Annotated in this window: 14 protein-coding genes; 8 read left to right on the top strand and 6 right to left on the bottom strand. The window is 30.8% G+C overall.

Going from position 1 to position 12,491, the window contains the following annotated elements:
- Positions 1-935, bottom strand: a 935-nt coding sequence (locus CAMP5053_RS00645; RefSeq protein ID WP_337217070.1) for a cache domain-containing protein, incomplete at its 3' end; no start/stop codon positions are given.
- A 178-nt stretch (positions 936-1,113) separates the two neighbouring features.
- Positions 1,114-1,710, bottom strand: coding sequence for a peroxiredoxin (locus CAMP5053_RS00640; RefSeq protein ID WP_087699604.1), 597 nt, complete (start codon positions 1,708-1,710; stop codon positions 1,114-1,116).
- A gap of 186 nt (positions 1,711-1,896) precedes the next feature.
- On the opposite strand from CAMP5053_RS00640, the gene CAMP5053_RS00635 reads away from it, so the two are divergent.
- The 6 genes from CAMP5053_RS00635 (at position 1,897) to CAMP5053_RS00610 (ending at position 5,208) form a co-directional block, all read left to right on the top strand.
- Positions 1,897-2,181, top strand: coding sequence for a DUF362 domain-containing protein (locus tag CAMP5053_RS00635; RefSeq protein WP_087699606.1), 285 nt, complete (start codon positions 1,897-1,899; stop codon positions 2,179-2,181).
- Between the two features lie 143 nt (positions 2,182-2,324).
- A complete protein-coding gene (ndk, locus tag CAMP5053_RS00630; RefSeq protein WP_337217069.1) occupies positions 2,325-2,738 on the top strand; it encodes a nucleoside-diphosphate kinase in 414 nt (137 codons plus the stop codon).
- A complete protein-coding gene (locus tag CAMP5053_RS00625) occupies positions 2,738-3,091 on the top strand; it encodes a hypothetical protein (RefSeq protein ID WP_214126486.1) in 354 nt (117 codons plus the stop codon). The genes ndk and CAMP5053_RS00625 overlap by 1 nt, the downstream gene beginning before the upstream one ends.
- A 14-nt stretch (positions 3,092-3,105) precedes the next feature.
- A complete protein-coding gene (rpmF, locus tag CAMP5053_RS00620; protein ID WP_012662034.1) occupies positions 3,106-3,252 on the top strand; it encodes a 50S ribosomal protein L32 in 147 nt (48 codons plus the stop codon).
- Between the two features lie 5 nt (positions 3,253-3,257).
- Positions 3,258-4,247 carry a phosphate acyltransferase PlsX gene (plsX, locus tag CAMP5053_RS00615; RefSeq protein ID WP_337217068.1) on the top strand — a complete coding sequence of 330 codons (990 nt, stop codon included), beginning with the start codon at positions 3,258-3,260 and terminating at the stop codon, positions 4,245-4,247.
- Positions 4,234-5,208, top strand: coding sequence for a beta-ketoacyl-ACP synthase III (locus CAMP5053_RS00610; RefSeq protein ID WP_087699612.1), 975 nt, complete (start codon positions 4,234-4,236; stop codon positions 5,206-5,208). The genes plsX and CAMP5053_RS00610 overlap by 14 nt, the downstream gene beginning before the upstream one ends.
- 16 nt (positions 5,209-5,224) lie before the next feature.
- Here CAMP5053_RS00610 and motB read toward each other — a convergent pair whose 3' ends face one another.
- Genes motB through polA form a run of 3 tightly spaced genes read right to left on the bottom strand, consistent with a single transcriptional unit; the run spans position 5,225 to position 9,394 of the window.
- Positions 5,225-5,959 carry a flagellar motor protein MotB gene (gene motB / locus CAMP5053_RS00605; protein WP_261529816.1) on the bottom strand — a complete coding sequence of 245 codons (735 nt, stop codon included), beginning with the start codon at positions 5,957-5,959 and terminating at the stop codon, positions 5,225-5,227.
- A gap of 9 nt (positions 5,960-5,968) precedes the next feature.
- Positions 5,969-6,742, bottom strand: coding sequence for a flagellar motor stator protein MotA (gene motA, locus CAMP5053_RS00600; protein WP_039619177.1), 774 nt, complete (start codon positions 6,740-6,742; stop codon positions 5,969-5,971).
- Between the two features lie 12 nt (positions 6,743-6,754).
- Complete coding sequence (polA, locus tag CAMP5053_RS00595; RefSeq protein ID WP_337217067.1) at positions 6,755-9,394, bottom strand: DNA polymerase I; 2,640 nt, start codon at positions 9,392-9,394, stop codon at positions 6,755-6,757.
- A 133-nt stretch (positions 9,395-9,527) separates the two neighbouring features.
- Between polA and CAMP5053_RS00590 the strand changes: the two genes are divergently transcribed.
- Positions 9,528-10,880 carry an MFS transporter gene (locus CAMP5053_RS00590; protein WP_337217066.1) on the top strand — a complete coding sequence of 451 codons (1,353 nt, stop codon included), beginning with the start codon at positions 9,528-9,530 and terminating at the stop codon, positions 10,878-10,880.
- Positions 10,880-11,884 (top strand): nucleoside hydrolase, encoded by a 1,005-nt coding sequence (locus CAMP5053_RS00585; protein WP_337217073.1) that lies wholly within the window; start codon positions 10,880-10,882, stop codon positions 11,882-11,884. Before CAMP5053_RS00590 ends, CAMP5053_RS00585 begins: the two co-directional genes overlap by 1 nt.
- Here CAMP5053_RS00585 and CAMP5053_RS00580 read toward each other — a convergent pair.
- Positions 11,840-12,283, bottom strand: a complete 444-nt coding sequence (locus CAMP5053_RS00580) for a YqaA family protein (protein ID WP_087699619.1) — start codon at positions 12,281-12,283, stop codon at positions 11,840-11,842. The genes CAMP5053_RS00585 and CAMP5053_RS00580 overlap by 45 nt on opposite strands.
- Between the last annotated feature and the right edge of the window lie 208 nt (positions 12,284-12,491).

Raw genomic sequence — 12,491 nt, 5'->3', positions numbered from 1 at the left:
AAAAACCTGCTAATAACTATTTTAATTAATAGCAAAGCCACAACTATTGCTATTAAAGTTACAACAACTTGTTTGACTAAATCTTTATTTACTTTTTCTGAGTACACTCTTTCTTTTGTGACTGTACATACTTTATATTTCAAATTAAAAGAATTTGTACACATTACAGCCTCTATACTTCCATCTTCATTTGGAATATATGCAATTTCGCTTTCATTTTGTGGATTTAAAAATTCAGGATTTGTTTTCATATAAGCTGAAATATTTTCACTGAATTTATCTTTTTTACCTATTTTCTCAATTTCGGGGTGAAAGAAAACATTTCCCTCGATATCATATATAGCTGTATATGCTTGAGAACTTTTTCCAACTGAAAGTACATCTTTTGAAAATCTTTCTAAATCATAATCTCCTCCAACAACACCTATAAACTGTTTATTTTTAAATACAGGTACTGCATATGCAATTTTCATTTTTCCATCAGCAAAACTAGAATATGGATCTGATACGATTAATTTCTTTTCTTCTTTAGCTTTAATATACCATGCTCTAGTTTTTACATCAAATCCTTTAGATTTATCCAAATAGGTATGATCAGATTTATAGTGTTTTCCTGTTTCGTCTAGAGCAAAATAAATAATATCAAAATTATTCGCTTTCTTAAAAGCTTCTAAAAAATTGTAAATGCTTTCATCGTCAGAAAAATCTTGCTTTACAATTTCTTCAGCCAAAATAGCAATTGCATCTCTTTTTGTATGTGAATATATAGCAAAAACTTCTGCTGTATCTAACATGGTTTTTCTTTGAATCTCTTCAAGATAAGTATAAGTATCCTCTTTAGAGTTGTAATAACTCATACCATTAACCACTGCAAGCACTATAATACTCACAATAGCGATCACCAAAGTTAATCTACCTGTAATACTTTGAAACATTTTTACTCCTTGTATTGAATGTTGTATTGACAAATAAGATTAAAATTGTATTATTTGATTTAAAATTGATAAAAAATGTAATTTAAATAACAAAAAATATAGAAAAAATATTTTTAAAATATACAAGTTATAGAGGAATAAAAAAAGATTATAAAGCCTACATATAGCAGGCTTTTAGTTATAGTTTACCTTCGTTTTTGCTTAGATAATCAGCAACACCTTTAGGGTCAGCCTTCATACCTTCATCACCTTTATTCCAACCAGCTGGGCAAACTTCACCATGTTCATTAGTAAATAACATAGTATCAACCATTCTAATCATTTCATCAATGTTTCTTCCAAGTGGTAAATCATTAATTACTGCATGGCGGATTGTTCCATCAGCATCAAGCAAGAAAGAACCTCTTAAAGCAACTGCTTCTTCAAATAAAACATCAAAATTTCTAGCAATTTGTTTTGTTAAATCAGCTACTAAAGGGAATTTAACTTGACCTATACCACCTTGATTTACTGGCATATTTTTCCATGCAAAATGAGAAAATTCATTATCGCAAGATACGCCGATTACTTCAATACCTCTATCTTTAAAATCTTGATATCTTTTATCAAAAGCAATGATTTCAGATGGACAAACAAAAGTAAAGTCTTTTGGATAGAAAAATACTACTGCGCCTTTTGGTCCTATATTTTTATAAAGATTAAAATCTTCAACTATTTGATTATTTCCTAATACAGCAGGTGCTGTAAAATCAATAGCTTTTTTAGTTACTATCATAATTTTATCTCCTAATTAATAAATTTTATTTGTAACAAAATAATATCATTTGTAAATTTAAAAATTTATTAATTGTGTAAATTTGTATGTAAATTAATTTTATTATCAAAATTAAAAGATTTTAAGAATAAAATTAAGACAATTTTGATAATCTTGCATTTAACATTTAATATTAAGGAGTAAAAAATGGCAGTTAAAATTACTGATATTTGTATAGCATGTGGTTCTTGTATAGATGAATGCCCAGTAAGTGCAATCGTAGATGATGCAAATAACCCTGAGGGTGAAGATAGATATTATGTTTATGCTGATAAATGTGTTGAATGTGTAGGACATAATGATCAGCCAGCATGTGCAAGTGCATGTCCAACTGATGGCTGTATCGTATGGAGCGATGTAATTAGTGGTCAACCAAGCCGTGATAACATCGGAAGTGATTTAAGAGATGGTTCAACTCCGGTATTTGCATAATAAATTTTCAATGTAAGTAACTTGTTTTCAAGCTACTTACAAACTCTTCTATAAACTCTAAATTTTATATAATTTTAAAGCATTTTTTGGTATAATTAGCTCTTTTATAAATATAAAACTTATTTTAAATTAAGGGGACAATTTTGGAAAAAACACTTTCTATTATTAAACCTGATGCGGTAAAAAAAGGTGTTATTGGTCAAATTTTAACACGCTTTGAAAGTAATGGTCTAAGAATAGCAGCAACAAAAAAAATACAGCTTTCAGAAAAAGAAGCTCAAGAATTTTATGCTGTACACAAAGAAAGACCTTTTTTTAAAGATTTAGTTGAATTTATGATCAGTGGTCCGGTTGTAGTTTCTGTTTTAGAAGGCGAAAATGCTGTATTAAAAAACAGAGAATTGATGGGTGCTACAAATCCAAAAGAAGCAGCTCCTGGTACTATTAGAGCAGATTTTGCAGATAGTATTGATGCAAATGCGGTTCATGGAAGTGATAGCTTAGAAAATGCAAAAATTGAAATAGATTTTTTCTTTTCAAAAACTGAAATTTTATAATGAAAATCGCTTTTGCAAAACTTAGCTCTATAGCTTATCCTTTTAAACTAGATCTTGATAATATAGTTTTTGAAGGAACCATAACAAAAGTTAATCCAAAATTAGCTAAAATCAAAGCTAATTTCAAAGGCTTTGCTTATAGAAATTGCGATCGTTGTGGTGATGAAATGGAACTTGAAATTAACCAAAATATAGAGCTTTTTGCAAGCGATGGAATTTTTAAAGATGAAGATAATACTTTAAGTGATACTATGGAGTTTTTTGACTCACATATTGATTTAATAGAACTTGCTACAAGTGAATTACAATCATACTTAAGTGATTATTTTTATTGCAATAAATGTTCAAATTAACAAAGGAGTAAAAAATGGCAGTACCTAAGAGAAGAGTGAGTAAAACTCGTGCAGCAAAACGTAGAACTCATTATAAAGTTACCCTACCTATGCCTATAAAAGACAAAGATGGTAGCTATAAAATGCCTCACCGTGTAAATCCAGTAACTAAGGAATATTAATAACGATGACAAGCATTGCTATTGATGCAATGGGAGGTGATTTTGGGGAAAAGCCTATTGTAGAAGGCGTAATTCAGGCTTTAAAAGAGCGTGAATTTAAAGCTATCTTAGTAGGGAATCCTCAAAAGCTTAAAACCCTAATCCCTCAAGAATTAAATCCATACATAGAATACGAAGAAGCTTTTGATGTATTTGCTATGGAAGAAAATTCCACAGATGCACTAAAAAGAAAAGATAGTACTATTTATAAGGCTATAGATTTAGTAAAAAATCAAAAAGCAAAAGCTGTTGTTTCTGCTGGACATAGTGGAGCTACAATGAGTTTAGCTACTTTAAGGCTTGGAAGATTAGCAAATATTGCTAGACCTGCAATTGCCACCTTAATGCCAAATATCCATTCAAGAACACTTGTATTAGATGTTGGAGCAAATGTTGATTGCAAAAGTGAACATTTGTTTCAATTTGCTATTATGGGTGAAGCTTATGCAAAGGAAATTTTAAAAATTGCTAAACCTAGAGTTGCCTTGCTTTCAAATGGTGAAGAAGAGTGCAAAGGAAATGAGCTTACTAAAGAAACTCATCAACTTTTAAAACAACTTCCAAATTTTGTAGGAAATGCTGAAGGTAGAGATATCTTTAATGGCACTATAGATGTATTAGTATGTGATGGATTTAATGGAAATATCTTGCTTAAAACCGGAGAGGGTGTGGCAAGTGTTATTACAAAACTTTTAAAACAAGAAATTCAAAAATCTTTTTTAGCAAAACTTGGTTATTTTTTAGCAAAACCGGCTTTTAATGAATTAAAAACTCATATTGACTATGAAGAATATGGCGGAGCCCCGCTTTTAGGCGTAAAAGAATGTGTTATTATAAGTCATGGTAAAAGTGGTCCAAAAGCTATCAAAAATGCTATTTTTCAAGCATTAAATTTCACACAATCAAATATAAACCAAACTATAGAAAAAGAACTTACAAATTATGAAATCAACTAAAGCTTCTTTAAAAAGTATAGCTTCTTATATTCCCAAAAAAATACTTAGTAATCATGATCTAGAAACCATGGTTCAAACTAGCGATGAATGGATATTAAGAAGAACAGGTATAGAGCAAAGACGTATAGCAAATGATGATGAAAACACAAGTGATCTTGGCACTAAAGCAGCTATTAAGGCTATACAAAGAGCTAATTTAAATCCTCAAGATATAGATGCGATTATAGTGGCTACTTTAAGTCCTGATTATTTTACCATGCCATCAACTGCATGTAAAATTGCTCACAATCTTGGTTTAAAAAATGTCACTGCTTTTGATATTTCTGCGGCATGCTCTGGGTTTATTTATCTCTTAGAGCTTGCAAAATCTATGGTTGAAAGTGGTGCTAAAAAAAATATATTAATCATAGGAGCTGAAAAAATTAGTTCTATTATAGATTATACTGATAGAAGCACATGTGTTTTATTTGGTGATGGAGCTGGAGCTGGAGTTGTATCATTAGATGACAACTTTCCAATCATAGACACTCATACTGCAAGTGATGGAGAATTTGGAAGTTTATTAATGACTCAAAGATCTCAACAAAGTAACATTTGTACTCCACTTTCGTTACAAATGAAAGGTAACGAAGTATTTAAAATTGCAGTTAATACCTTAAGTAATGATGTTATTGAAATTCTTGCAAAAAACAATATAAAAAGCGAAGAAATTGATCTTTTTATACCCCATCAAGCTAATTTAAGAATTATTAAAGCTGTGCAAGAAAAATTAAATCTCAAAGATGAACAATGTGTAGTTACAGTACAAAAATATGGCAATACATCAGCTGCTTCAATACCTATGGCTATAAATGATGCATATGAAGAAGGTCGTTTAAAACAAGGTTCGTTAATACTACTTGATGCTTTTGGCGGTGGATTTACTTGGGGTTCAGCGCTACTTTATTTTGGTGGGGAATAATAAATTCATTTATTATTTAACCCCCCCCTATAATTCTATCCAAAACAGACTGTTTTATAGTGTTATCAGAAGAATCTACACGGATATAAAATTCAACTCTATTGTTCATCTCATCTTCTTTATTTTGAGTTAATGGATAATTATCTCCGTAACTTACAACCACCAATTGAGAAGAATTTATACCACTACTAACAAGATAATCAGCCACCACTTGAGCTCTTTTACTAGCTAAATCAAAATTTCTTTTTGGGTCCTTATCGCTTGCATCAGTATAACCTCTGATTTCTATTTGAGCTTGAGTTGGCATTCTCTTTAATACTTCACTAATACGCTTTAAAAAATCTTGCACATCAGTTGAATCAATTTGAGTACTACCTCTAGCAAATTCAACTCTTGCAGGTAGATTCAACACAACGTTATTTTCTCTTTGATCTAATGCTGCTTTTAGTTTTTCTATATTCTCTTGCTGAGTGATACTTAATTTTTTAAGCTTTTCAAGTTCTTCAACATTTGCATTAGATGGTGCACTGTATTTATTATGCACTTCACTTTCTTTTTCTAAGGGACTAGAAGCAGTAAATTCAAAAATTTTAACAAATTCAGTTTTTAAAGCCTCAGTTTTTGCAGGATTACTTTCAGAAATTGCCCAAAGAGCAATAAAAAGTGCCAAAAGCAAACTTAAAAAGTCTGCATAAGGCACAGCCCATTTCTCACCAGCTGGACACTCTGGACATTTATGTTTTTTTCCCATTTTTAACTCTTACTTATCAAACTGAGAAATTCTAGGCTCACCTTGTCCAAGATAATTAAACAATTTAGCCTCTAAATCTCTAGGGTTAGCTCCTTCTGCAATGCTTACAATAGCATGCGAGATCACTATCCTTTCTTTAATGAGCTCATGAGCATTAGCTTTGATTTTATGACCCCAAGGTCCAAATAAAGCATAAGCACCAAAAATCCCCGTTACTGTTGCAGTAAATGCCCCTGCAATACCTGCTGCCATAGCTTGAGGATCATCTAAAAGTTGTAACGCAAGCATAAGCCCCATAACCGCACCAACAAGTCCCATAGTAGGACAAGTCTCGCCAAAACGGATCCAGTATTCTGCCGTTTCTTTATAGTATTCTTCCATTTCTTCTATTTGGATTTCCATGCTTTCTTTAATTTCTTCTACACTCTTGCCATCAACCATCATCATCATGGTTTCTTTTAAAAACTCATTATCTATTTCATTAGTTTTTGATTCTAAAGCCAAAAGTCCATCTCTTCTTGCTATGATAGAGTATTCTACAAGTTCAGCTATTCTCTGACTTAAATTTACCCCTGCACCTTTAAAGGCAAGTTTTAATTCTTTATAAGCTGCTTTAACAAATTTTTTATGCGTTGCTGTCATCGCACAAAATGCTGCAGTTGGAACCACGATCAAAAACGAACTTAAGTGCAAAACATGTAAAGGGTTACCACCCTCTAAAATATCCCCTACAGAAATACTAACAACAGCTAATACCATCCCAAGTATGGTTGAAAGATCCATTAGTTATTCTCCTTATTTTAATGCGCCCCAATTTTTGGCAATACTTGATGAAGTTTTTAATTTAACTTTTAATTTTACAATATTTTCCATAATATCACTAGCATTTTTTGCAAATTCCTCACAAAGTTCATCTTTTACTTCAAAAATAAGCTCATCATGAATTTGTAAAATCAAGCGTTTATTTTCATCTAAATCTTTTGCAATTTCTATCATTGCAAGTTTTATTATATCGGCAGCAGAGCCTTGAAGTGTAGAGTTAATACTCTCTCTTTCATACATTGCCACATGCATAGGCTTTGCATTTTCAAAATCAAAATAACGCTTACGACCTAGCAAAGTCTTTATAAAACCATTTTGCTTAGCTTCATTTTTTACCTTTTCAAAATAAGTTTTAATGCTAGTAAAATTCTCAAAATATTTTTCAATATATTCTTTAGCTAACTTTGCTTCTATTTTTAAATTTTGACTCAAAGTCTTATAACCCATGCCATAAATAAGACCAAAATTTATACTTTTAGCAATACTTCTTGTCTCATAATCACTATAGCCAAAAATCATAATAGCAGTTTTTGCATGAATATCCTCATCGTTTGAAAACGCTTCTAGCAATTTCTCATCTTCACTAAAATGCGCTAGCATTCTAAGCTCAATTTGTGAATAATCAAGCGAGATAAAGCTAAATCCTTCTTTTGTTACAAAACAAGATTTATAATCTTTAGCATATTGACCATGCGCAGGGATATTTTGCAAATTTGGGTCTTTTGATGAAAGGCGTCCAGTTGCAGTACCAGTTTGCAAAAAGCTTGAATAAATTCTTGAGTTTTCATCTTTTTTAGCTAATTTTAACAAAGGCTCGCAATAAGTAGAAACTAATTTTGCAAGTTCTCTATAAGCTAAAATTTCTTTCACAATCAGATGGTTATCTAAAATAGTATTTAAAACCTTTTCATCAGTAGAATAACCTGTTTTACTTTTTTTACCACTTGGTAGTTTTAGTTTTTCAAATAAAATATCCCCTACTTGTTTTGGAGAGTTAATATTAAATTTTTCACCCGCTAAATCATATATTTTTTCACTTAATATTTTAATATCTTGATTAAAACTTTGCATTAGGCTTTCAAGTTTTTGAGTATCAAGTTTAATGCCATTATTTTCCATCATAATTAGCACTTTGATAAATTCAAACTCATTTTTTTGTGCAAGTTCAAGCAAAGGCTTTTCTAATTTTTTTAAAAAATACAGATAAAATCTTAAAGTAACATAAGCATCCTCAGCTGCATATTTACAAGCTTTTTCTACATCCACTCCTGCAAAGCTTTCTCCTTTTTTTACCAAATCTTCAAAATGTAAAGTCTCATAATCAAACAATCTTTTTGCTAAATCATCCATATTTACACGCAAACTTGGTTCTTTAAGCCATGCAAGTATCATAGTATCAGCATAATTTTTTGGAGGAAGTAAATTAAAATTATTTTTTATGATTTCAAAATCATATTTAAGATTATGTCCTATAACCGTGCTTTGATAGATTTTTTCTATGCCCTTTTTAGCTACTTGCATAGAAATTTGCTTACAAACTCCCAAATAATCATGCGCAAGTGGCACATAAAAGGCTTCACTTTCATGAAAACAAAAGCTAAACCCTACTATCTTTGCTTCTTTAGTATCTAAGCCCGTAGTTTCAGTGTCAAAAGCAACAATACTTTGATCATCAATTTTTTCTAAAATTTCAAATAATTCTTTCTCATCTAAAATTAATCTTGCATTAAATCCTAAATTTTTATCTTTATTAGTAGGATTAGTGCGTAGTTTTTTTAACAAAGCATTTAATTCATAATGCTCCAAAATATCCATAATCTTAAGCAAAGGTTCATCTTTTGGATACTCACAATTTAAAAGCATATTTTTCACATCTAAATCTTCGTACAAAGAAGCAAGTTTTTTACTCAAAAAAGCATTTTCTTTGCCTTCAAGCAATAAATTACGGCTTCTTTCATTACGCACTAGTGTTAAGTTTTCATAAATTCCCTCAATACTTTCAAACTCATCAAGTAAATTCTTAGCACCCTTAGCACCAATTCCTTTTACCCCTGGGATATTATCTGAGCTATCTCCACATAGAGCTAAAAAATCTCTTATTTGACTAGGTTTTACCCCATATTTTTCCAAACATCCTGCTTCATTATAATCATTTTTTGAAATAGGACTATAAATACTAACTTTATTATCTTTTATAAGTTGATATAAATCTTTATCTTGAGTGATAATTCTTATAAAAATATCCTTATTTTCGCACTCTTTAACTAAGGATGCGATGATATCATCAGCCTCATACCCTTCACAAGAAAAGCTTGAAAAACCCATTTTTTCTATCATTTGAATGCAAATTGGAATTTGAGCTAATAAATCAGGTGGAGGTGGAGTGCGGTTGATTTTATAATTTGGATCAATTTCACTTCTAAAAGTTTTTCCTTTGCTATCAAGAGCAAAAATAATCATATCACTAGGATGTTCATTTTTCAAACTATAAATAAAATTAGCAAAACCGCTAATCATATTACTAGGTTCGCCTTTTGAATTTTTCAAACCCTTTAAAGCATAAAAAAGTCTAAAGAAAAAGCCAAAAGTATCAATTATGGTTAAAGTTTTCATTTTTTTCCTATATTTAAAAAATAATAATAATTATCGCCCAAAATTATTTAAAAGTCGGTAAAAAGCATTAAATTTCCATTTTAAGCATTTTAGATAAAATTATCATTTTGAAATTTCAAATAAAGGTTTAATCTTGCAAACAAAATCAATCGCGGATGAAAATTTTCAAACTCCACAAGGAAAAAAAGCTTTTAAAAAAGCTGTGTTTTCATGTTGGCTAGGAACTGCTATGGAATATGCAGATTTTGCACTTTATGGCTTAGCTGCAGCTACTGTTTTTTCAGAAGTTTTCTTTCCTGAGCAAACTCCTATTATAGCATTATTGCTTAGTTTTGTTACTTATGGCATAGGTTTTATCGCTAGACCTATTGGAGCTTTGTTTTTTGGATATTTAGGAGATAAATACGGAAGAAAAAATGTATTAATGAGTACTATTGCATTAATGGGTATTTCAACTACTTTAATTGGCTTTATACCAAGTTATGCAATAATTGGAATTTGGGCTCCTATATGTTTGGTTATTTTGCGCTTTATGCAAGGCTTTGGTGCAGGTGCTGAGCTTTCAGGTGGAACTGTCATGCTTGGAGAATACGCTCCTAGTAAGCATAGAGGTTTAATCTCTTCTATCATCGCTCTTGGATCAAATAGTGGAACCTTACTTGCAGCTTTTGTATGGCTTTTAGTTACAAGTATGGATGATGCTAGTTTTAAAGAATGGGGATGGAGAATTCCTTTTATAGGAAGTATTTTTATAGCACTTTTTGCTGTTTATATGCGTTTAAATGTAAAAGAAACTCCTGTTTTTGAAAAACAAAAAGAATTAATGCTAAAAATTCGTCATGAAAATGAAGCACATATGAAAAAAGATGAAAGAACTTTTTGGCAGAAAAGTCGTGCATTTTGGACTATGGTGGGTATAAGAATAGGAGAAAATGGGCCATCTTATCTCGCACAAGGCTTTATAGTAGGTTATGTAACTAAAATTTTACTTCTTGATAAATCAGTAGCCACAACTGCTGTTGTTATCGCTTCTTTGGTGGGATTTTTGGTTATACCTTTAGCAGGATATTTAAGTGATAAATTTGGAAGGCGTATTACTTATAGAACCTTTTGCTTGCTTTTAATGCTTTATGCTTTTCCCGCTTTTATGCTACTTGATAGTAAAAATGAAATTATTGTAATTTTAACTATCATCGTAGGTATGTCTTTGGCATCTTTAGGAATTTTTGGCGTACAAGCTGCGTGGGGTGTGGAGCTTTTTGGAGCAAAAAATCGCTATACCAAAATGGCACTAGCAAAAGAATTTGGCTCTATACTTTCAGGAGGAACCGCTCCTATGATAGCTTCAGCTTTGCTTGCTTATTATGGTGCTTGGTGGCCAATAGCTTTATATTTTGTTATCACCGCAGGAATTGGTTTTATCACAACCTTCTTTGCACCAGAAACTAGAGGCAGGGATTTAAATTTAATAGAAGATGCGATATGATACGCCTTATTTTAGATACTGATATAGGCAATGGTATAGCAGGGGCTAATACCGATGATGGTTTAGCCCTTGGACTTATTTTAGCCTCCAAAGAAATCAAACTTGAAATGATTAGCACCTTAAGTGGCAATGTACAAGCTTTAACCGCTTATAGTGTTGCTAAAGATTTATTAAATAAGCTTAATCTAGACATACCTTTGTATTTAGGTGCTCATGAAGCTTTATGTGAAGATAGTCATTTTTGGAGACAAAGACTAGATAAAGGCGTAGAAGAGTTTAAGCTTACTCATCTTTGGGATCATATAAAACCTATAAAAATCTTAGAAAACATAAGTCCAAATGCTTGTATGAAAATGGGTGAGCTTATTATGCAAAATCCAGGTGAAATTTCAATTTGCGCTATAGGACCTTTAACAAATATAGCCATAGCGATGAAACTTTTTAAAGATTTTGATAAAAATGTAAAAGAAATTTTTATCATGGGTGGAAGTTTTGATATGCCTTATCATATCAAAGATACAAATTTTGGCTTTGATCCTGAAGCTGCTAGCATAGTTTTAAACTCAAGAGCCAAAATCACACTTGTTCCTTATAATGCAACAATGCAAACTATGCTCACTCATGAAGATTTAAATGCTTTAGAAAATCAAAATCCACTTTGTGATTTTTTAGTACAGACTTTAAGAGTTTGGATTGATTTTGCAAGCAAAACAAGAGGCACAAATGGCACATGGATACATGATGCATTAACTATTGCTTATATGCTTAATCCAAATTTAGCAAATTTTGATGAGTATTTAGTAGATGTCATTTGTGATAGTACTTTTTCTAGAGGAAGCACAATAAGGTGTTTTAAAGATGCTAAAATGCCTATGAAAAATCATGAACTAAAAAACACTATAAAAGTTTTAAAAGATATTGATAATGCTAGACTTTTAAAACTTTTAAAATCAAGACTTTTAAATGGAATTTGCTATGAAAATTACAAAAGCATAACGACTTAATTTACCCAAGGCTATAAAAATACTTGCTTTTAAAAAAGAATACTTAGCAAATCCAAGCCCTAGTGCAAAAAGATCTCCCACTATGGGCAAAAAAGTAAAAAAAGCATATAAAGAGCCAAATTTTTTAAAGTTTGCATTGATTTTTTCTAATTTACACAAAGAGCCTTTAAAATATTTTTCCAAAATTTGACTCTCTCCAAAATAAGCTAACACATAGGTACTTAAACTACCCAAAGTATTCCCCAAGCTTGCTATAAATAAAACCATATAAGCATTAAAATCTAATTTCACAAAAGCAAGTACAAAAGCTTCGCTAGCCATAGGTAAAAGCGTGCTAGAGAGAAAACATACTATAAAAAGTCCTATATAGCTTATATCATTATATAAAAAATCAAACATTATAAATTTTCTTAGTATTTATTTTATAAACTATCATTTTAAAGAATTTTTAATAATAATTATCTTAGAATGTAAAGTCATTTGGCAATTTTTTAAAAGGAAAAACTATGGAAAGGAAAAAATTTTCTAAACTAAATTTAGAATACTCATTTAACAAAGCTTCTTTTTCTTGGCGTTAAGCCTGCTACTACATTTTCAATCATTTTTA

This window comes from Campylobacter sp. S4:11, assembly GCF_024723695.1.
Taxonomy (GTDB): domain Bacteria; phylum Campylobacterota; class Campylobacteria; order Campylobacterales; family Campylobacteraceae; genus Campylobacter_D; species Campylobacter_D jejuni_C.
The sequence above is the reverse complement of the archived record's forward strand: the minus strand, read 5'-3'. Positions and strand labels throughout refer to the sequence as shown.

Coding starts and splice junctions, on each gene's coding strand:
- CAMP5053_RS00640 (WP_087699604.1), bottom strand. CDS start 1,710: ATGATAGTAACTAAAAAAGCTATTGATTTTACAGCACCTGCTGTATTA.
- CAMP5053_RS00635 (WP_087699606.1), top strand. CDS start 1,897: ATGGCAGTTAAAATTACTGATATTTGTATAGCATGTGGTTCTTGTATA.
- CAMP5053_RS00625 (WP_214126486.1), top strand. CDS start 2,738: ATGAAAATCGCTTTTGCAAAACTTAGCTCTATAGCTTATCCTTTTAAA.
- rpmF (WP_012662034.1), top strand. CDS start 3,106: ATGGCAGTACCTAAGAGAAGAGTGAGTAAAACTCGTGCAGCAAAACGT.
- plsX (WP_337217068.1), top strand. CDS start 3,258: ATGACAAGCATTGCTATTGATGCAATGGGAGGTGATTTTGGGGAAAAG.
- CAMP5053_RS00610 (WP_087699612.1), top strand. CDS start 4,234: ATGAAATCAACTAAAGCTTCTTTAAAAAGTATAGCTTCTTATATTCCC.
- motB (WP_261529816.1), bottom strand. CDS start 5,959: ATGGGAAAAAAACATAAATGTCCAGAGTGTCCAGCTGGTGAGAAATGG.
- motA (WP_039619177.1), bottom strand. CDS start 6,742: ATGGATCTTTCAACCATACTTGGGATGGTATTAGCTGTTGTTAGTATT.
- polA (WP_337217067.1), bottom strand. CDS start 9,394: ATGAAAACTTTAACCATAATTGATACTTTTGGCTTTTTCTTTAGACTT.
- CAMP5053_RS00580 (WP_087699619.1), bottom strand. CDS start 12,283: ATGTTTGATTTTTTATATAATGATATAAGCTATATAGGACTTTTTATA.